This window comes from Agrobacterium tumefaciens, assembly GCA_025559845.1.
In the GTDB taxonomy this organism is placed as follows: domain Bacteria; phylum Pseudomonadota; class Alphaproteobacteria; order Rhizobiales; family Rhizobiaceae; genus Agrobacterium.
Genome location: CP048469.1, coordinates 1,778,954 through 1,798,266, shown reverse-complemented (window position 1 = coordinate 1,798,266; position 19,313 = coordinate 1,778,954). Strand labels below are relative to the sequence as shown.

General features: G+C 57.7%; 20 protein-coding genes, 1 tRNA gene and 2 pseudogenes. 16 read left to right on the top strand and 7 right to left on the bottom strand.

The window, feature by feature from the left end; all coding sequences use genetic code 11:
* The first annotated feature begins 35 nt into the window (after window positions 1-35).
* Entirely contained in the window at window positions 36-1,295 is a 1,260-nt protein-coding gene (locus FY156_09080) for an oxidoreductase (GenBank protein UXS01610.1), read from the top strand.
* Here FY156_09080 and FY156_09075 read toward each other — a convergent pair.
* Complete coding sequence (locus FY156_09075; GenBank protein UXS01609.1) at window positions 1,292-1,552, bottom strand: hypothetical protein; 261 nt, start codon at window positions 1,550-1,552, stop codon at window positions 1,292-1,294. The genes FY156_09080 and FY156_09075 overlap by 4 nt on opposite strands.
* A 400-nt stretch (window positions 1,553-1,952) precedes the next feature.
* Between FY156_09075 and FY156_09070 the strand changes: the two are divergent.
* The 5 genes and pseudogenes from FY156_09070 (at window position 1,953) to FY156_09050 (ending at window position 3,666) form a co-directional block, all read left to right on the top strand.
* A pseudogene (locus tag FY156_09070) lies at window positions 1,953-2,534 on the top strand (hypothetical protein).
* Window positions 2,531-2,965 (top strand): hypothetical protein, encoded by a 435-nt coding sequence (locus FY156_09065; GenBank protein ID UXS01608.1) that lies wholly within the window; start codon window positions 2,531-2,533, stop codon window positions 2,963-2,965. The pseudogene FY156_09070 and the gene FY156_09065 overlap by 4 nt, the downstream one beginning before the upstream one ends.
* Before the next feature lie 124 nt (window positions 2,966-3,089).
* Window positions 3,090-3,368, top strand: coding sequence for a hypothetical protein (locus tag FY156_09060; GenBank protein UXS01607.1), 279 nt, complete (start codon window positions 3,090-3,092; stop codon window positions 3,366-3,368).
* Window positions 3,365-3,568 carry a hypothetical protein gene (locus tag FY156_09055; GenBank protein UXS01606.1) on the top strand — a complete coding sequence of 68 codons (204 nt, stop codon included), beginning with the start codon at window positions 3,365-3,367 and terminating at the stop codon, window positions 3,566-3,568. The genes FY156_09060 and FY156_09055 overlap by 4 nt, the downstream gene beginning before the upstream one ends.
* Window positions 3,565-3,666, top strand: a pseudogene (locus tag FY156_09050) (deoxynucleotide monophosphate kinase). The gene FY156_09055 and the pseudogene FY156_09050 overlap by 4 nt, the downstream one beginning before the upstream one ends.
* 1,476 nt (window positions 3,667-5,142) lie before the next feature.
* Here the strand turns inward: FY156_09050 and FY156_09045 are convergent.
* Window positions 5,143-6,288, bottom strand: a complete 1,146-nt coding sequence (locus tag FY156_09045) for a glycosyltransferase (GenBank protein ID UXS01605.1) — start codon at window positions 6,286-6,288, stop codon at window positions 5,143-5,145.
* Window positions 6,289-6,495: 207 nt separating this feature from the next.
* On the bottom strand, window positions 6,496-6,765 hold the full coding sequence (locus tag FY156_09040; protein ID UXS01604.1) for a DUF982 domain-containing protein: 270 nt from the start codon (window positions 6,763-6,765) through the stop codon (window positions 6,496-6,498).
* Between the two features lie 186 nt (window positions 6,766-6,951).
* Here FY156_09040 and FY156_09035 point away from each other — a divergent pair, with 186 nt between their 5' ends.
* The gene (locus FY156_09035) at window positions 6,952-7,200 is read left to right on the top strand and encodes a BON domain-containing protein (GenBank protein ID UXS01603.1); all 249 of its coding nucleotides are present in this window, start codon (window positions 6,952-6,954) and stop codon (window positions 7,198-7,200) included.
* Between the two features lie 44 nt (window positions 7,201-7,244).
* On the opposite strand, the gene FY156_09030 is transcribed toward FY156_09035, so the two are convergent.
* Together FY156_09030 and FY156_09025 are read right to left on the bottom strand one after the other, a co-directional pair.
* Complete coding sequence (locus tag FY156_09030; GenBank protein ID UXS01602.1) at window positions 7,245-7,715, bottom strand: DUF192 domain-containing protein; 471 nt, start codon at window positions 7,713-7,715, stop codon at window positions 7,245-7,247.
* Window positions 7,715-8,293, bottom strand: coding sequence for a cold shock domain-containing protein (locus FY156_09025; GenBank protein UXS01601.1), 579 nt, complete (start codon window positions 8,291-8,293; stop codon window positions 7,715-7,717). The genes FY156_09030 and FY156_09025 overlap by 1 nt, the downstream gene beginning before the upstream one ends.
* Window positions 8,294-8,496: 203 nt before the next feature.
* Here FY156_09025 and FY156_09020 point away from each other — a divergent pair, with 203 nt between their 5' ends.
* The 3 genes from FY156_09020 to FY156_09010 all read left to right on the top strand — a co-directional run bounded on the left by FY156_09020 (window position 8,497) and on the right by FY156_09010 (window position 11,195).
* A complete protein-coding gene (locus FY156_09020; protein UXS01600.1) occupies window positions 8,497-8,937 on the top strand; it encodes a lactoylglutathione lyase in 441 nt (146 codons plus the stop codon).
* Between the two features lie 159 nt (window positions 8,938-9,096).
* The gene (locus FY156_09015; GenBank protein ID UXS01599.1) at window positions 9,097-10,329 is read left to right on the top strand and encodes a YcbK family protein; all 1,233 of its coding nucleotides are present in this window, start codon (window positions 9,097-9,099) and stop codon (window positions 10,327-10,329) included.
* Window positions 10,330-10,454: 125 nt separating this feature from the next.
* On the top strand, window positions 10,455-11,195 hold the full coding sequence (locus FY156_09010; protein UXS01598.1) for a glycosyltransferase family 25 protein: 741 nt from the start codon (window positions 10,455-10,457) through the stop codon (window positions 11,193-11,195).
* 175 nt (window positions 11,196-11,370) lie between these two features.
* Here FY156_09010 and FY156_09005 read toward each other — a convergent pair.
* Window positions 11,371-11,446, bottom strand: a tRNA-Lys gene (locus FY156_09005).
* Between the two features lie 183 nt (window positions 11,447-11,629).
* Between FY156_09005 and FY156_09000 the strand changes: the two genes are divergently transcribed.
* Window positions 11,630-12,376 carry a cytochrome c biogenesis protein CcdA gene (locus FY156_09000; protein ID UXS01597.1) on the top strand — a complete coding sequence of 249 codons (747 nt, stop codon included), beginning with the start codon at window positions 11,630-11,632 and terminating at the stop codon, window positions 12,374-12,376.
* Between the two features lie 37 nt (window positions 12,377-12,413).
* Window positions 12,414-13,352, top strand: coding sequence for an AEC family transporter (locus tag FY156_08995; protein UXS01596.1), 939 nt, complete (start codon window positions 12,414-12,416; stop codon window positions 13,350-13,352).
* Here FY156_08995 and FY156_08990 read toward each other — a convergent pair.
* Window positions 13,336-14,544 carry a UbiH/UbiF family hydroxylase gene (locus FY156_08990; GenBank protein UXS01595.1) on the bottom strand — a complete coding sequence of 403 codons (1,209 nt, stop codon included), beginning with the start codon at window positions 14,542-14,544 and terminating at the stop codon, window positions 13,336-13,338. The genes FY156_08995 and FY156_08990 overlap by 17 nt on opposite strands.
* A gap of 209 nt (window positions 14,545-14,753) precedes the next feature.
* Between FY156_08990 and FY156_08985 the strand changes: the two genes are divergently transcribed.
* The 4 genes from FY156_08985 to FY156_08970 all read left to right on the top strand — a co-directional run bounded on the left by FY156_08985 (window position 14,754) and on the right by FY156_08970 (window position 19,264).
* Complete coding sequence (locus FY156_08985) at window positions 14,754-15,479, top strand: phosphatidylcholine/phosphatidylserine synthase (GenBank protein UXS03097.1); 726 nt, start codon at window positions 14,754-14,756, stop codon at window positions 15,477-15,479.
* Window positions 15,480-15,691: 212 nt separating this feature from the next.
* A complete protein-coding gene (locus tag FY156_08980; GenBank protein ID UXS03096.1) occupies window positions 15,692-17,251 on the top strand; it encodes an ABC transporter ATP-binding protein in 1,560 nt (519 codons plus the stop codon).
* Window positions 17,241-18,344, top strand: coding sequence for an ABC transporter permease (locus FY156_08975; GenBank protein UXS01594.1), 1,104 nt, complete (start codon window positions 17,241-17,243; stop codon window positions 18,342-18,344). The genes FY156_08980 and FY156_08975 overlap by 11 nt, the downstream gene beginning before the upstream one ends.
* A complete protein-coding gene (locus FY156_08970; GenBank protein ID UXS01593.1) occupies window positions 18,344-19,264 on the top strand; it encodes an ABC transporter permease in 921 nt (306 codons plus the stop codon). The genes FY156_08975 and FY156_08970 overlap by 1 nt, the downstream gene beginning before the upstream one ends.
* Window positions 19,265-19,313: the final 49 nt, after the last annotated feature.

Below are 19,313 nucleotides of genomic sequence, written 5' to 3'. Positions count from 1 at the left end.
CCAAACGGCCTCAACCACCACATCGAGGAGACTGCATGCCTCTACCCACAGAAGAACTACGCCGAAGAGCCGAAGCCTACAAAAAGCACGGCACGCTGAAAGCCGCTGCCGTAGCGCTCGGCGTCAAGAAGTCTGCGCTCTCCGAAAGCTTGCGCCGAGCCGCTGAGGCTGGCCTTTTAGGCACTGAGCCGGTCCTGCCTGGATTCCGTATCAGCAAAATCAGCAACACGCCGAGCGGAACATTCATCCAACAGACGCAGGAGCGCGGCGAGAAGTTCGCAGTGCCGACTGGTCACGTGGTCAAAGGCGTGTCTGCGCTCGTCGATGCTGAGGGTCGCGTTATCCAGCAGTGGCAGAAGACGGCGGTGGATGCCGTGGCCCGCGACGCCGCGATGCGTGCTGCGGTAGAGGCGTTTAAGGAGGATCTGCCGCGCGCGGAGCCTGTTGCGCGCCCACAGAAAACACATGCCGACCTTCTCAACTTCTATGCTGTGACCGACGCTCACTTCGGTGCGCTTTCATGGAGAGAGGAAACCGGCGCGGATTACGACCTACCGATCGCCGAAGCACTTCTGACTGACTGGTTCGCGGCGGCAATCGAACTGGCGCCAGCGGCTCGCACCGGTGTTCTGGCGCAGATGGGCGACCTAGCGCACTACGATGGCATGGAAAGCAAGACGCCGACGAGCGGGCATATCCTCGATGCGGATTCGCGATTTCCCAAGGTCGTGCGCGTCATCATCCGGACGTTGCGCCGCATCGTGCGCATGATGCTCGAGAAGCACGAACGCGTGCACATCATCATGGCAGACGCCAACCACGACCCGGCCAGCGGCGCTTGGCTGCGTGAGATGTTCGCTGCGTTCTACGAAGACGAGCCGCGTGTGACGGTCGATAGTTCGGCCAGCACTTACTATGTCGTCGAGCACGGCAAGACGTCGCTCTTTATTCATCACGGTCACCGCAGAAACGTCGGCAACGTCGATTCTGTGTTCGCAGGCAAGTTCCGTGACGTATACGGACGCACGCAGTTCTCTTATGCCCACCTTGGGCACCTGCACTCTGACGAGCTCAAGACAACCAACCTCATGAAGGTTGAGCGGCACGAGACGCTGGCCGCGCCAGACGCCTATGCTGCGAATGGAGGATGGCTATCGGGCAGATCTGCGAAGGTCATCACATACTCGGCGGAACACGGCGAGGTGTCGCGCCTCACGATGTCGCCGCAGATGGTCGACGGCTGGTATGGGCGGACTGCAGCCAATGACAATGGGCAGGTGAGGGCGGTGGCTTAGTTCCAATATTTCAGCGCAGGGGCCACCAATTCGTTGTCGTGTAGAAACCATTGAGCAGAGAAGCTTACCGTACCGCGTACATGCAGATTGTGTTCGTAGCACTGCGCATAACCAAGGATGGATGCCATTTCATGCAGGCGGTTTTCCTCTGAGTATCTGTCGGCGCTGTTGCCAGTTTGGTAGCAGCCCGCCGGCAGGATGGATGCATCCTCGGCAAAGAATACTTCTTTAAAATATGGGTGGCGATATTCCCGCATGGCGCGCTCCTTTGATAGCGATTCAGTTCTGAAATGTTATCACATAACAAGGAAAATGAAAATCACCACCCGCCAGCCACCAACTGTTGGTCAAACACCACACCACTGAGGAGACATCATGAATTATGGACAGGCCATCGAGGCCATGAAGAAAGGCGGATTTGTGAGCAGATTGAAAGACCCGCTCGCATCGATCGCCTTGGCGCACGCTGACACTCCGCAGCGATATTTCGAACGTCGAACCGGGAAACACTCGGAGCCATTCAAGCCATCTGTTGGCGACCAACTTGCAGAAGACTGGTATCCGTCTGGCGGTGTTGTCTCGTCGACCACCGACAGTAGAGCTGTTGGTCCGCTTTGCAAATATTTCGGTGCGAATGACAACGTGCCTGTAGAGGCGCGCGGCCAATACATCGGCCTAACCCGCAACCAGCCCGCCGAGAGCCGCACAGGCGATTTCATACAGACTTACACCGGCCGCCAATACTGGCCCTGCGATCCACGTCCGCACGAAGTCTTCATCGAGGACATCGCGCATTCGCTTGGCCTGCAATGCCGATACGCTGGTCACTGCATCAAGTTCTACAGCGTAGCTGAGCATTCAGTCCTGATTGCCCGTCACCTTGCAGCCAAGCACGCGCCGGAGGTGGCGTTGGCTGGCCTTCTGCACGATGCGCCAGAAGCTTACTGCGTGGACATTCCGCGCCCGCTCAAGCCGTACCTGACGAACTACAAGGACATAGAGCAGAAGAACTGGCTGGCGATCGCGGCGCGGTTCCAATTGGACCGCGAGCTGCCGGACGAAGTGCACGATGCCGACAACCGCATCATCGCCGACGAGCTGGTTAACCTGGTGCCGATGCCTTGGCATGCCCGCCACGATAAAACGCTGGGCGTTCGGTTGAGGTACTGGACGCCGGAGGAGGCGGAGATCGAGTTTCTGGCGACGTTTGAGGCGTTGGTGGCGGGGAGGGCGGCATGACCCAGTACGTCCTTCTAAAAAGAGACCTGTACGAGTGCCCCGGCCACCAGGGCTACACCGGCATCCGAGACAAGGCGGGCAGCTGGCTCGCCGAGGAGTTTGCCAGCCACGGCATTCCTATCAAGGATAAGTACACGCCGAAGGAGCGCGGACACTACGCCATCCCGGCCAACGTCGCGCCGGAGTTCACCAACGAGTGCTTCCACGATCTTTCTCTCTCGCATCTGCGAGGGAAGGTTGAGCGATTGCAGGAAGCTTTGACGCCGAGTGGCGAGACCAAGGCCGCATACATAGGCGAGTTCAGCTTTGACGTAGAAGATCGGGACGAGGACGGCGATGAGTGCACCCGCAACGTCGTCGTGCCTTGGACGACAGTGAAGGAGATCATGGGTGCGATCCGCGAGCGGGCAGAGATGAAGGAGGCGGCATGAACGCATGGACATTCGCAACTGTGTTTCTGCTGCTTTGGGTGGGCACTGTTGATCCCATCAGATCGCAGGTCAGCTGTTACGTCGGCGTGCAGCAAGCCTGCCTTCACTTAGAGAAGGACTATCGATGACCATCCGCCCCGGCGACGACGTGATCTGCATCGATGACACTACCCTTCCGGAGCAATACCTCGGCATTCGTGCCGGGGAGGTTTACCGAGCAACGTGGGTAGGCATGTGCCGCACATATCTCGGTGGCGACTACGCGGGCATCAGGCTGGCTGGCGTCAACCGGGGAGTGTGCCCGCAATTCGGCGAAGAGGATCCACCATTCGCGCTGCGCCGGTTTAAGCCGGTCGTGAGGCGGAAGGTGGAGGAAGATAAGAAGATTGAGGAGAAGGTATGAGCACTGCGGAAGACAACCAGCTGCGCTACACCACGGCACGCCTTCGCCATGAGGTTGCCGAGGCCAAGGCGTATGCGCGGCGTGAAGCGCTGGAGGAGGCCGCGACCCTCATCGACGAGGCTTGGCGGCACCATGGCGGCATGAATTGCACTCAAACATGCGCAATCGTCCGTGCACTTATGCAGAAGGAGAACCCATGACCATCACATCCAAAGACACCGGCTGCCTCACAGCCGTACCGGCGAATGATAACGCCAAGGTACCGGCAGAACTCGTGCCGTTGGCCGAGGCCATAGGCAAGATGCCATCATCAAATCCAAAGCGCGCATTCGGAGTGAAGAAGCCTTCCGCGCAATTCGTGCCGCCTGTTGCGATCATTGAGGAAAGCGTCGTGATGGCACTTGGCGCCGCCAAATACGGAGCCTTTAACTGGCAGGATCAACCAGTCGACGCGACCACCTATTACAGTGCGGCGATCCGCCACTTACTGCAATGGTTCTCGGGTGAGGACATCGATCCGGAGAGCGGTGCGTCTCACCTGGCGCATGTTCGGGCCTGCATGGGCATTCTGCTGGACGCAAAAGCGGCAGGCACATTAATTGACGATCGGCCTAAGTGTGCTTCGGCAAGCGAGGCGGTCGAGCGACTGAAGGTGGCGGCTTAACCTGCGCGCCAGTCACCTCTACCGTTATCGCGCATTTCAGCAACGGCCTTTTCCAACGCTTCAGCTTTGGTTAGAGACGGGTCTTTCTCCATAAGTAAAAGCGCAAGCTGTTCAGCTCGTTTCCATGCCCGGTCCGTTCTGCGACGAAGTGGATGGTTGGTGCCTGGAGAGTTAAAGCCCATGTAGTCCTCCATTGAAAATTGGTTGCAGGCAACAATGCACAACCCCTCATGCGCGAGCAAGAGGGGTTTTTCTTTATCAGCCGCTACACCACTACCGACCGATAAGGCCGGCCATAACACTCGCCACAGACCCAAACGGAATAGAGTTGGCGGCCCATTGCCGTTCGTGAGCGGGAAAGCACTATCGCCTTCATCTCGCCCATTCGAATCATTTCACCGATGCTGAATTTCCACGACGCCACATAGAGACGTCTTTTTCTCTTCTGCGGGCTTCTTGCTGATGCGTATGCCATTTCCAATTCATGCATGGTGACTAAGCCCTGCCGAAAGAACCCGGTGGGCAGCACCGGAGCCGGGGGTTAGTCAGTCATCACGAAGATGACCCGGAGGTTTTTGGCCGAAGCTTGGACATGACGCACCGCCCCCGGCCGTGAAGCCTTGGCGAGTAGCGCCAGCCGCTAAGCTGCGCACATGTTCAATCCGCACCTTGTGCGAACCTATTCGTGATCAGGGTGACTAAGCCCAACACGACTTATACGTGACGAAATCCGAATCGCAATATCGCTTTGACAAGCGTGTGCTAAAATTAGGAGCCATCCACGTGTTAAGGTTGATATTCAATAGTCGTTGTGTACAGTCGACCACTCAGGGGCCGGTTTGCAAACGAACTGCAACGTATTGATTTTCGGTGGAAGATATTAGCGTCGGTTTGCAACCAACTTGGCATTTCCATTGAAAAAACGTCTAGCTTCTAAGCAGTAGGTCGCAGGTTCGAGTCCTGCAGGGGTCGCCACTATTCTCCGAAGTTTCTGATTGTATGGCCTTTTTCTATGTGTCCCTGAAATGGCGTGAGGAAAGGGCCGTTTGCATTTGGCGCGGCTTCTGCGGAGCCTGAGCTTTTTGGTCGGCGCTTCTGGAGAGATTGGTCTCAACGCTCGCTTGACGGACCTGCCAGCGTGCTCTCCGCCGTGCCGATCGTCATGACGTTACCGCGCCAGGCGACTGGTGCACCGATCCAGCTTCGCGCCCAGATCAGCGGCATGGTGAGATCGCGGACGATCATGGCGGGCAGGGTGTAGAAAGACACTGGCCAGCCCTTCAGCAACGCAAGCGTCAGTTCCGGCCCATACATGATGGCGATCACCGCAAGCGTCGTTGCAACAAGGTCAATATCGGCAAGGCTTGCAGCGATCAGTGAAAGCACCAGCGGAGGAAGTGCGCCCGTCAGGATCTCAGGGGCGAAATATTGCGGGAAGGTCACGCGGCGCAATCTTGCCCATCGTGTCTGCCGGGACCATATCTCGGCGCCACGGCGTTCTCCAAGTGGTTGCTCGAAGGGGGAGGAGACCAGACGGACCTTGAGACCCGCCTGTCTCACGAGCTTGGTCGAGGCGGCGTCTTCGGCGATTTCTGCCGCCAGAGCACGAATGCCGCCGCGTGATTCCAGCATCGGCTTGTTCCACAACATCGACTTGCCCTGGGCAAAGCCGATGCCGATGGCTTCCGCCGCATATTGCCAGCGGGCCTGTGAGCCATTCAGGAAGGCGCACTCCACATGTGCCCAGAAGCCGTCCGGGCGGGAGCCGAGGGGTGGCGAGCAGACAAGGCCCGTATCATTCTGCCAGGCCGACAACAGCTGCTCGATGTAATTCTCAGGCATCAAAACGTTGGAGTCGGCGAGAATGACCCAGTCATGGTGCGCCTCGCGCCAGCCCTTGACGCAATTGTTCAGCTTCGGATTGGCGCTGATCCGGTCATCGCCAACAAGCAATTGCGACGGAACCATCGGAAACGCGGCTTGCGCCTTGCGGACTTCCTCGATGACGGGATCGAACTCGTCAGCCACACAAAACTGCAGTTCATAATTCGGCCAGTCGAGCTGGAAGGCGCGGGCGAGGGTGAGCGGCGTGAAGTTTTCGATACCGCGCAGGGGAATCACGACGGAGACCGCCGGTTTTTGGCGGGTGAGTTCGTTTCCGCCGCCTGGTCGAGAAAGACGCCAGCCTGCCAGACCGATGCCGAGGAGATTGAAAGCCAGAAGCAGAGCTGCGCAAAAGCCAAAGACTGTTTCCATGCCGTACAGTTCCACTCCCGAGATTTTCACGGCGCATTGGCCGGGCGATTCCATGGAATTCGTCTCTGCCGATTATAACGTTTGCGTGACAGCCACATGTCACACGGCATGCGCATCGCGCCCGTGAGCGGGTTTCTCACAAGCCGTGTCTTCATGAAGATGTGAAAAGAGAAAAGAGCCCTTCATGACAGAAGGGCTATAGGCATGTCAGTGGACGTTCAGAATGTGGGCGTGACTGCTGGCAATCAGGAACGATTCCCGTGCCAATTCAATGTCACATCTTCCCGAAACTGCTGCCAGGCAGTTCTTCCGTGCCTGCGCATATTCCGGCCCGTGATCTTCCGGCCACCGGTACATCAGCATGTCTAGCGCCACCAAGGGGCTGTAGATTTCTACCGCTGCGGACAGCGGCAGGTGGATGGCCACCGGTTTCATCCACAGCGCATGGTGACACGGTTGCGTCTTGTCAATGAGCATAACCTCCTCCTTTCCTGCTACAGCCGCGAAATGCTGGCCTCACGAAATGGTTCCAGACCTTCGAAAATGTGATCGAAAAGGGGGTTCCAATTTTCCAAGATGAATGGAAGATGAACGAATTGATGAACCGGAGATGAACAAATCGGTTTTTGAGACGTTACTGTCCCTAGAGAAGGAGAACGCATCATGTTCAATCTGTCTGGTATACAGGAAAGCTTTTTCGGCGATCGCATGGCTGGCGTTTGCCAGGCGATCACATCCGCACTGGCATTTGAGTCCGGACTCGAAAAGTCGCAGATTTCGGCAATCGCCGAAAATGATGTGATCTATCTTGAAGGAACGGCTGATTCCGTTGAAGCGATCGATATCGCCATCAGCCTGGCGTCGTCCATGTCGACGTGCCGTATTCTGAGCCACGTCGAGCCAGTTTACTGAAACCCTCTTGCCGGGTGAAGATGCACCCGGCAGCCCATATCGGTTTAATTGCCGATCTGGCGGCTTCGAACGACATCGCCGGTCTTGATGCCGTATCGTTTTGCACTGCCGCCATTCAGTTCAAGAACATATTTCACGGCGCCGCGGGAGCTGATGATGGCTTCCGAATGTGGAACTGCATTTTCGTGAATGTGACTGATCTTGCCGTCGCGGCCGATGAACAGCATGTCGAGCGCGAGAAGGGTGTTCTTCATCCACATCGTCACATTGCGCTCTTCACCGAAGTCGAACAGCATGCCCTTGTCCGGAGACATCGTCTTGCGGAACATCAGCCCTTGCTGACGCTGGGCATCGTCCAGGGCCAGTTCGACCGTAAATTCATGTTTCTCACCCGAAGCTGATTCGATTGTCAGTGTTTCGGTCGAGAATTTTTGCTGGGCGACGGCATTGTTGGCCGCAACAACAAAAAGAAGCGCCACAAAGGCGCTTCCCAACATGCGACGTGTCGCGATCATCAGTGCGCCATCCCGATTGGCGCCGGATTGTCCGGATGGATTTCCGCCGCCATCAGGCCCTTGTCACCATCACCGTAACGAACCAGAACGACCTGGCCGGGACGAAGCTCCGTGAGGCCAAAGCGGCGCAGCGTTTCCATGTGAACGAAAATGTCTTCCGTTCCTTCGCCGCGCGTCAGGAAGCCGAAGCCCTTCGTGCGGTTGAACCATTTGACGATAGCGCGCTCAAGCCCGCTGGACGGCGTGACCTGAACGTGAGTGCGCACCGGCGGAAGCTGCGAAGGGTGAACAGCTGTCGATTGATCCATCGACAGGATGCGGAATGCCTGAAACCCGCGGTCGCGCCGCTGGATCAGGGCAACGATGCGCGTACCCTCGAGAATTGTCTGGTACCCGTCCCGTCGCAGGCATGACACGTGCAAAAGCACGTCCTGTATGCCGCTATCGGGAACAATAAAGCCGAAGCCCTTGGCGACATCGAACCACTTCACCACGCCGGTGATTTCTGTCAGATCGACGGCATCGCCCGAAAGGTCCTCGACATCGACTATCGTTTTCGATGACATCCTATCAGCCATATCCTGCCAACCCCTCGATTACGCGCCACACTATCGGTCAACTGATTCCTGTGCCGCAGATTAACATCTTGGTAACGGTTTTGCGCAAGCCCTAGTTTTTGATTTGCCCAAGTGCTTTTATGTTGCCGTCCTTGTCCGGGGCTTGCTTCCTGGCTGCAAAAGCGGGCCGGAATATCCCGGAATGCATATTGGAAGGGAAAAAAATGCGGTATCTACACACCATGGTTCGCGTCAAAGACCTCGGCGAATCACTTAAATTCTACGGCGATCTGTTCGGCCTTCAGGAAGTCCGCCGGATTGAAAACGAAAAAGGCCGCTTCACGCTGGTTTTTCTCGCGGCCCCCGATGATGTTGCTGCGGCAAAGGAAAACAAGGCGCCCTGCCTTGAGCTGACCTACAACTGGGATACCGAAGACTACAAGGGTGGTCGCAACTTCGGGCACCTGGCCTATGAGGTCGACAATATCTACGAAACCTGTGCGCACCTTCAGGCCAATGGCGTGACGATCAACCGTCCACCGCGTGATGGTCACATGGCATTTGTTCGCTCTCCGGACGGCATCTCCATCGAAATTCTGCAAAAAGGCGAAAGCCTCGCACCAGCCGAACCGTGGATATCTATGGAAAACACCGGCTCCTGGTGACGTAAGTTCTGGCCGGTTAGTGCGGTTTCTGCTGCTATTGCCTTGTCCCGACAGGATGAGGCATAGTCCGCGAATCGAAACGACATGTTCCGTTTTGGGACGACGCAGGCGATTCCGTTCCCGTGCTGCGGCTGGAAATACAAGATACGGAGGCCATTCATGAAGACTGTCGACGGCAAGAGAGGGCGCACTTCCTGTCACCGCCTCGTCGTCGCGGTTTCGCTGCTCGGTCTGTCAGGCTGCGTTTCAGCCGTGACGGATGATGAGATGGCGGCCGACGTCAAAAAGCCGGAAGTTGTTGCAGAACAAAAGGTTGCGGCTGCCAATGGCAGCCCTGCCTCAAAGCAGCAGGGACATTATGTCGACCCTGCAATGGTCTCGGCAGCAGGTGCTGGCGCTGCGGCCGCAAATGCTCAACTCGCTCAACAACCGCAAGGTGCCCAAGGGCAGGTCTATGGCGCGCCGGCCGATATCGGCGGTCTTGTGACGCAACCCACGGGTATTTCGGCAGGCACGACGAGCATTTATTCCACGGGATCAGCCGCGACGGCTGCTGTCGCAGTTCCCGCAGGCACCGGCGCCCAGCCGGGCGCCGTTCCGGGGCAGAGAATCGTCCCTGCTGTCAGCAGCGTTTATTCCGCACCTCAGCAGGTTCAACAGCAGCAAGTGCCGGTGACGGCGGAGCAGCATTCGCAGAACAGCCAGCCGGTGCCTATGCCTCAGGCTGCACCTGACGTGGCCGCTGCTGTGCCGGTTCCTGCTTCGACGGGCACGCCTAAGCCCGAAGGCTCGACCGACAGCGTGACGATGGCGGCATTTTTTGCTGGCGCCGCCAAAAAACGGCTGCCGAAAGCGCTGGAGAGCGGCCCTGCGGAAAGCAAGGAAGTGGCCGCGCTCCCAAATGGTGATGTCGATACCATGGGCATTGCGCTATCCGGCCGCTCGATGATGTCGGATGAGTTCGACGATGCGCATCTTGATGAAGAAGACGACCAGCCGACGGGCCTGATGAAGCTTGCGTCTCTTTCCGGCCTGACGCGTATTGCACCAAACGGGCTGTTTCTCCAGACGGATCGCGTCGAGGTCGGATGCTTCAAGCCCGAACTTGTGAAGATGATCAAAGACGTCGAGGGCCATTATAACAGCCCGGCGATCATCACCTCCGGTTACCGGCCGCCAAAGGGCGTTCGGCGCGGTTCCAAACATTATACCTGCGACGCCGCCGACATTCAGATCAAGGGTGTTTCCAAGTGGGAGCTTGCGACCTATCTGCGCTCTCTTCCCAATCGCGGTGGCGTTGGCACCTATTGCCATACGGAATCGGTGCATCTCGACACGGGTGAGCCACGTGACTGGAACTGGCGCTGCCGCCGCACAGCTTCGCGAAAGTAATTTTCCGTCTGATTGTTAAGTTCATTCGTGGCTGGCCTTCCTTCCTGACATTCCTGCGGGGAGGGGCTGTTTTGTCGTGCCCGGCGGTGTTAGGGAGACTGTCTTGATATTTGGTACCCCCGCACATGACGACATATCAGTTCCCGATCTACATCATTTCCATTGAAAGAGCGCGTGCACGTCTTGAAAAGATGCTGGATGGCGCATCCGGTCTGGGCTTGAATCTAAGGCCGATCGAAGGCGTGGACGGCAAGGCTATTCCTACCGATCAGTGGACTGGTTTTGACAGGCGCGGTTTCGAATTGCGCAACGGCCGCCATGCCTTGCCCGGCGAATATGGCTGTTATGCCAGCCATCTGAAGGCAATACGGATCTTTCTCGAGAGCGATGCGCCTTACGCCGTCATTGTCGAGGACGACGTTTCGTTTTCGGCAGACTTCGGCGCTAGGGTCGAAGCCATTGTCGCCGTTATGCCTGAAAATTCGATAGTGAAGCTCACCAATCATCGCCGCGGCGGTTTCCGGGGCAGGGTGACGAGTTCGCTCGGCGATACAGTAGGACGCTGCATCTACGGCCCACAAGGTTCGTCCGCGTGCTACATTATTTCGCGTGGCGCGGCTGAACATTTTCTCAAGACGGGAGGTGTGATGACTTTGCCTTACGATCGCGCCCTTGAATGCGGTTGGGGTTACGGCACGCGCGTTTTTGTAAGCGATAAGGATGTCCTGGCATTTGGCGATCCCGATACCCTCGTAGGGACTCGGGCAGACTATCGCGGCAGCAAGTTTATCCGCCTCAGGCGCATCCCTGCTTATCTTTCGAGCATGTACGACAACATTGCCAGGTATGTGTACGCGTTTCTATGAGGATGACCGAGGCGGGGCGCAGTGAAACCTGTTGAAACAGCTCTTTTCAGAAGCTCATTTTCTGCGCTCGCCTGATTGTAGGCGGGACGTATCTTTTTTGAATTCGAAAAGCATGGCCTAACGTTGAGCGAACGTTCGTGCCGGCTTCTATCTTACTGAAACTTCTTTGGAAAAGTGGTGAGAGCGCAGGGATTCGAACCCTGGACCTACTGATTAAAAGTCAGTTGCTCTACCGGCTGAGCTACGCTCTCCCGTGTGTCGGGCGAAGCGCCCTGCGGAAGTGGGCGGAACATAGGTAGAGCGACCTCTCCGGTCAACCCATAAAAAGCGCTTTTCACAATCATTCCGGTTTTTTTTGTCGCACCCGCAAAAAGGTGATTGGTGACAAGGCTTTGCTGGGGCTAAAAGCGGGCAGACGAAAGAGGAGCTTTTCCTTGTCCATTGCCGATATTTCCCTGTTCAGCGCCTTGCTGGCTGGTGCCTTGTCCTTTCTTTCCCCGTGCGTATTGCCGCTGGTGCCGCCTTATCTCTGTTATATGGCCGGTGTGTCCGTCGAGCAGTTCAAGACGCAGGACAGCACGCCACAGCCTGAGATTCGCAAGGCGGTGCTGTTATCCGCCTTCTTCTTTACGCTGGGATTCGCCACGGTGTTCGTGGCACTCGGGGCAGGCGCGTCAACCATCGGCACCTTGCTGCGTCAGAATCTCGATATTCTGGCAAAGGTCGGCGGCGCCATCATCATTCTGATGGGACTGAATTTTCTGGGTGTCTTCAGGATAGGGCTGTTTTCGCGTGAAGCGCGCTTTCAGGGCAGTGGCAAGCCGGCCACGCTTTCCGGCGCCTACATCATGGGGCTTGCCTTCGCGTTTGGCTGGACCCCCTGTATCGGTCCCGTTCTCGGTGCCATTCTCGGCGTGGCGGCGTCGCGCGAGACTGTGGGAGACGGTGCGACGCTGCTTGCCGTCTATTCGCTCGGCCTTGCCGTGCCGTTCTGGATCGCGGCCGGATTTTCCGGCTCCTTCATGCGATTCCTCGTGCGGTTCCGCCGTCATCTCGGTCTCGTGGAAAAGATCATGGGAACGCTTCTGGTCCTGACTGGCCTTGCGTTCATGTCGGGTTTCATCACCAATATGGCGATCTGGTTTCAGGAGACTTTCCCGATTCTGATGCAAATCGGCTAATCGGAATCTGCTCTGAATGATGTGAAGGGAGCAGGCCGTGGCCGCCATCGTGGGATTGTTGCTGCCGTTTTTCGGCCTGATCTTCATTGGTTATGTCGCGGCGCGCATCAGCAAACAGCCCATCGAAGCGATGGGCTGGCTCAATATCTTCATCATCTATGCCGCGCTGCCGGCGCTGTTTTTCAAGCTCGTATCGAAAACCCCGGTCGAACAACTGGCGCGCATGGATTTTGTCGCTGCCAGTCTCGTCTGCACCTATGGCATATTCGTGCTGGTTTTCCTCATCGGCCGGTTCTTGCGGGGCAACAGTCTTGCTGAGACAACGATTCAGAGTTTTGCCGCAAGTTACGGAAATATCGGCTATATGGGGCCGGGGCTTGCCCTTCTTGCCATTGGCGAAAAGGCGGCTGTGCCTGTTGCGCTGATCGTCTGCCTGGAGAACGCGATGCACTTCATCGTGGCGCCGGCGATGATGGCTTTTTCAGGCGGCGACAAGCGCTCGCCGGCCAGACTCGCACTGGATGTAACGCGAAAGGTCTTGACTCATCCGTTCATCGTTTCGGTCATTGCCGGCTTTGCTGCTGCAGCCTTTTCGTGGCAGCCGCCGGAGCCTTTGCAGCGCCTCGTTGATTATCTGGCACAGTCGGCAGCACCCTGTGCGTTGTTCGCCATGGGCGTGACGCTGGCGCTCAGGCCGATGAAACGTGTACCCGTTGAAATCAGCTATATCGTGCCGGCAAAGCTGATCCTGCATCCTGTTCTGGTTTACGTCTTCCTTACCGCTCTCGGGCGGTTCGAGCCTGTCTGGATTTACTCCGCCGTTCTCCTGGCGGGCTTGCCGACCGCGACGAATGTGTTCGTCATCGGCCAGCAATATCATGTCTGGCAGGAGAGGGCGTCAGCCACCATTCTGATCTCGACCATTCTGTCGGTCTTTACGCTGACGGCCGTACTTTATTTCATACAGCCCTTTTGAGGCCGCTCCATAACAGGGAGGGCAGTGCCTTCAGGCCGCGTCCGGGCTCGATGCCCTCACGCATGACAAGGCTGCGCAGGGGGCCGATGCCGGACAGCACATGCAATCCCGCTGCGCGCGCCACCTGCATGGGCAGCATATCCGAAAGCAGCGAGCGGTTCAGAAGATCGACGCTGAGGGTGCGGCTGTAGACATCGGCACGCCGTTTGCGGTCGAACCGGCTTCCGGCATCCGCAGCGATCGGCTTGTCAGAGGTCGCGCCCAGCAAGTCCGTCAGGGCAATGATATCGCGCAGGCTGAGGTTGAGGCCCTGCGCGCCGATTGGCGGGAAGCCATGGCCAGCCTCGCCAATAAGCGCGACGCGCCCCTTGCCGAAATGATGCGCCGTCATCGATGAAAGCGGCCAGGCCTGAACGCTGTCTTCAACCGTGACGGTTCCGAGCATGGATTGCATGCGCTCTTCAATCCGCAGCCCAAGATCGGCCAGGGACAGAGACGTCAGCTCTTCAGCCTCGGCGGGTTTGACCACCCAGACAAGGCTGGAGCGGTCTCCGGGGAGGGGTACCTGTGTGAAAGGACCAGTCGGTGTGTGAAATTCCGTCGAAATCTGCTCATGCGGGCGCGTGTGGGTGAAATTCAGTACGATTGCGGTTTGCGGATAGGACCAGGTTTTTACCCCGATGTCTGCAGTTTCACGAACCTTCGAATTTCTGCCATCGGCGCCAATCAGGAATGCTGCGCAGACCGTTTCGCCGCTTTCCAGCGTCACCGAAACCCGGTCATTGCCGATATCGATCATTGCAGCCGTACCATCGAAGCGGCTGATATTGTGCTCCTGCTCGACGGCGTCGTGCAGAACCGACAGCAGTGCTTCATTGGGAATGTTCCAGCCAAAGGCATCCAGGCCAATTTCGGAGGAGCGGAACTGAACGGTCGGTGCGCGCAGCAGGCGATCCGTCCCGTCGATGATCTGCATGGTCGAAAGACGTGCGGCGGAGGGGAGGATGCGCGACCAGAGGCCAAGGCGATCCATGAAGCGGATCGACTGATCCATCAATGCCGTCGTGCGCCGATCCTTCCTTGCTGCCGCCGGCGCGACAAGCGCGACATGCCGTCCTGCGCGTGCCAGTGCGATCGCGGCGATCTGGCCGGCAAGTCCTGCACCGATGATGGCGATATCGAAGTCTCTCATGGTCGTGTGTCCATTCCTGTTACGCTGTCCAGCATAAAGGCTTTGTGGTCGCAAATCCACTTGCCGGATGATGCATTTGACGCCCTGGATATGCCGATATGCCAGCAATCCCCTTAGGATAAGAGGTATCAGGTGGTTGCAAAGCGTGGTGAATGGCCGCATACCGGAAGAATATCGAGGCGGATGAAAACGGGGCGCTGACGCTGACCATGAAACTTTTCAAGTACAAGCGTGTTCCGTACGCAGAAATCCGCGCCTTTTCCGTTCACATTCTGACGGCTTCCGGCTCCTTCCTGGCATTCCTGGGTGTTGTGGCTGCCGCCGAGCATCGTTTCGTCGACATGTTCTGGTGGCTCGGTCTAGCGCTGCTGGTCGATGGTATCGATGGTCCCATTGCCCGCAAGGTTCGCGTTAAGGAAGTGTTGCCGAACTGGTCGGGCGACACGCTCGACAACATCATCGACTATGTGACCTATGTTCTCCTGCCCGCTTTCGCGCTCTATCAGAAGGGCATGATCGGCGAGCCATGGTCCTTCGTCGCGGCCGGCATGATCGTCGTTTCCAGCGCTATCTATTATGCTGATATGGGCATGAAGACGGATGAATACTTCTTCTCCGGTTTTCCGGTGGTGTGGAACATGGTGGTGTTCACGCTGTTCGTCATCGATGCCAGCGCCACAACGGCAATGGCGGTGGTCACGGTATCGGTCGTGTTGACATTCCTGCCGATCAATTTCCTGCATCCAGTCCGTGTGGCGCGGTTGCGGCCGCTCAACATGGCGATTTTCCTGCTCTGGTGCGCGCTTGGCGGTTATTCCTTGCTGATGCATTTCCAGACGCCGTCCTGGGCTGTCATCGGCGTTGTTGTCACCGGAATCTATCTTTACGTCATCGGCGGCGTATTGCAGTTTTTCCCATCGCTCGGCGCCAAGTAAAAAACCGCTAAGACTGTCTTTCAGTTGTGTAAATCCGGCTTCGTACCTTTGTTTTTCAGTTGTGCGCAGCAGCAAAACAGTTATCAATACCGGTTGATCGCATCAGCATTGAATACGAATGCACACCGCGATTGGGAACAAGAACGCAGCCGTTTGGGAATGCTTCGCAGAAAGCAGCACGGCCGGTCAGAGAGGGATCAGTGACTGGAACTTTGGCGCCCGAGGCCGTGCCTCTCCTTTCCGTGCGCAAACTGACCAAGCTTTTTGGCACCTTCGCGGCCTGCAACGGGATCGATCTGGATATTGCTCCCGGCGAAATCCACGCGCTTCTGGGTGAAAACGGTGCGGGAAAGTCCACGCTCGTCAAGATGCTGTTCGGTGTGCTCGCGCCAACCAGCGGTGACATTCTCTGGCAGGGCAGCCCGGTTTCCATCGGTTCTCCGAGTGAGGCGCGCAAGCTTGGCGTCGGCATGGTGTTTCAGCATTTTTCGTTGTTCGAAGCGCTGACGGTGGCCGAAAACATTGCCCTTTCCCTCGATCCGAAAGTGTCGCTCAAGGAGATTGCCAAGGAGGCGGAAGCGCTCTCCAAGGCCTACGGCTTGCCGCTTGACCCGAATGCGCATGTGGCCGATCTCTCGGTTGGAGAGCGCCAGCGCATCGAGATCGTACGCGCACTGTTGCAGAACCCCAAACTCATTATTCTGGACGAACCGACCTCGGTTCTGACCCCGCAGGAAGCCGACAAGCTGTTCGAGACGCTTGCCAAGCTCAAGGCTGAGGGTCGTTCGGTCCTTTATATCAGCCACCGTCTCGAAGAGGTTCAGCGCATCTGCGACCGCGCCACGGTGCTGCGCCACGGCAAGGTGACGGGCGCTTGCGATCCGCGCAAGGAAACGCCTGCATCGCTGGCGCGCATGATGGTCGGTTCCGATGTGGCAGGCGTTTCGCGCGAGGCGGGTGCCCCGCTGGGTGAGCCGCAGCTCGAGGTGATGGGACTGTCGGTTGCGCCGCGCACGCCGTTTTCGGTCGCTTTGCGATCGATCTCCATGAGCGTCCGCGCCGGTGAGGTCCTGGCGATTGCCGGCGTTGCCGGAAACGGTCAGGGCGAACTTTTCGATGCGCTGTCCGGCGAATATCCGGTTGCCAATGACGAGGCGATCTACATTCGCGGTAAGGCGGTGGGCCGCACGGGGATCAATGGCCGCCGGCTTCTGGGCGCGGGTTTCGTGCCGGAAGAACGGCATGGCCACGCTGCCGTGCCAGGCATGAGCCTTTCGGACAATCTGTTGCTGGCGCGTTCGCGCTCCGACCGCAAGGCGTTTTTGTCGGGTGGTATTTTGCGGGTCATTCGCGGTTCGACCATCAAGGCTGCCGCACGGCGTATTTCTGAGACCATGGATGTGCGCAAGAGCGGAGCCGATCCACTGGCCGGATCTCTCTCCGGCGGCAACCTGCAGAAATTCATTGTCGGGCGTGAACTTGATCGCCAGCCCACGGTTCTTGTCGTCAATCAGCCGACCTGGGGTGTCGATGCGGGTGCCGCCAGCCGCATCCGCCAGGCTCTTGTCGATCTTGCCAAGGCCGGTTCTGCCGTCATCGTCATCAGCCAGGATCTCGATGAAATCTTCGAGGTCGCCACCAATATCGCGGTCATTTCCGATGGGCACCTTTCTGCGGCCCATCCGGTTGAAGACATGACACTGGAAAAGATCGGGCTGCTCATGGGCGGTATTCACACAGCACATTCGGGAGCCACCGAACATGCGCATTGAGCTTGAAAAACGGGCGGGTGTCTCGAAGCTTTTCGCTTTCGTCTCGCCACTTCTGGCGCTGGCGCTGACGCTGGTTTTCGGGGCGATCATGTTCGCCTTACTCGGAAAAAGCCCGCTGAACGCGCTTTATGCCTTTTTTGTCGAGCCGCTGCTGGAGGTTTGGTCGCTGCATGAACTGGCCATCAAGGCAGCGCCGCTGATCCTGATCGCGGTCGGTCTATCCATCTGTTATCGCTCGAATAACTGGAATATCGGAGCCGAAGGCCAATTCACCATCGGCGCCATCACCGGCTCGATCCTGCCGGTCCTTTATCCCGACTGGCAGTCGCCTATGCTGCTGCCGCTGATGCTGGTGATGGGGGCTCTGGGCGGCGCGCTTTATGCTGGTATTCCGGCATTGCTGAAGACCAGGTTCAACACCAATGAAATCCTGGTCAGCCTGATGCTGGTTTACGTTGCGCAGCTTTTTCTCGACTGGCTGACGCGTGGCATCTGGCGCGATCCGGGCGGTTACAACTTTCCGCAGACCAAGCCATTTAATGAAAGCGCCGTTCTGCCGGAAATGCTGGCATCCGGCCGCGCCCACTGGGGTTTCGTCTTCGCCATCGTGGCGGCAATCGCCCTTTGGTTCATGATGCGCTACATGCTCAAGGGCTTTGAAGTAACCGTTCTTGGTCAATCGGCCAGGGCAGGGCGGTTCGCCGGATTTTCATCGTCGCGCATGGTGTGGTTCGCGTTCCTGCTGTCCGGTGCACTGGCGGGCCTTGCCGGTATCTCCGAAGCATCCGGGTCGATCGGCCATCTCCAGCCCAGCATTTCGCCGGGATACGGTTTTACGGCCATTATCGTCGCCTTCCTGGGACGTCTCAATCCGCTCGGCATCATTGCTTCCGGCCTCGTTCTCGCCTTGACCTATCTCGGCGGGGAGGCGGCGCAGCTTTCCATCGGCGTGTCGGATAAGGTTACGCGTGTCTTCCAGGGGTTGATGCTCTTCTTCGTATTGTCCTGCGATACGCTTATCTTCTACCGCATCCGGTTCATTTTCAGCGGCAAGGCCGGCACACAGAACACCAATCAGCAAGGAGCGGCGTAATGGATATGCTTCAGGCCATTCTCCTTACCGTTATAACCGCCGCCACGCCGCTGGTGATTGCCGCATCGGGCGAATTGGTGACGGAACGTGCTGGCGTTCTCAATCTTGGCGTCGAGGGCATGATGATCATCGGTGCGGTCTGCGCTTTCGCTGCCGCCCATCTGACCGGCTCGCCCTATCTCGGCATTCTGGCGGGTATCGCAAGCGGTGCGGTTTTTTCGTTGCTGTTCGGTTTCCTGACTTTGACGCTGGTGACCAATCAGGTTGCGACCGGTCTTGCGCTGACCATTCTGGGGCTTGGCGTTTCCGGCATGCTGGGGGAGAGCTTCGTTGGTCTTCCCGGCGTCAAGCTTGCGCCGATCGTTTTTCCTGTATTGTCGGATATTCCCTTTATCGGACCGCTGCTGTTCCGGCAGGATCTGATTTTTTACATGTCGATCGCGCTGGTTGCCGGTATTGGCTGGTTCCTGTTCAAGAGCCGCACAGGTCTGAAGATCCGCGCCATCGGTGACAATCACGGCTCCGCTCATGCGCTTGGCATCAATGTCATCCGTACCCGTTATCTCGCGGTGATGTTCGGCGGTGCCTGTGCCGGGCTTGCCGGCGCGCAGCTTTCTCTCGTCTACACACCGCAATGGGTGGAAAACATGTCGGCTGGCCGCGGCTGGATTGCGCTTGCGCTTGTTGTTTTCGCCTCCTGGCGTCCATGGCGGGTGCTGGCAGGCGGTTATCTCTTCGGCGCCGTCACCATCGGCCAGTTGCACGCGCAGGCCTTCGGCATCGGTGTTCCCTCGCAGCTCCTTTCGGCGCTGCCCTATCTTGCCACTATTGTCGTGCTGGTCATCATCTCGCATAATCGCCGCACGACGCTCATCAATACACCGGCTTCGCTGGGAAAATCCTTCGTGCCGGATCGCTAAGGCATCGGACCGGAAAGTGTCATGCAGTTTCCGGAAAATTCGATGCGAA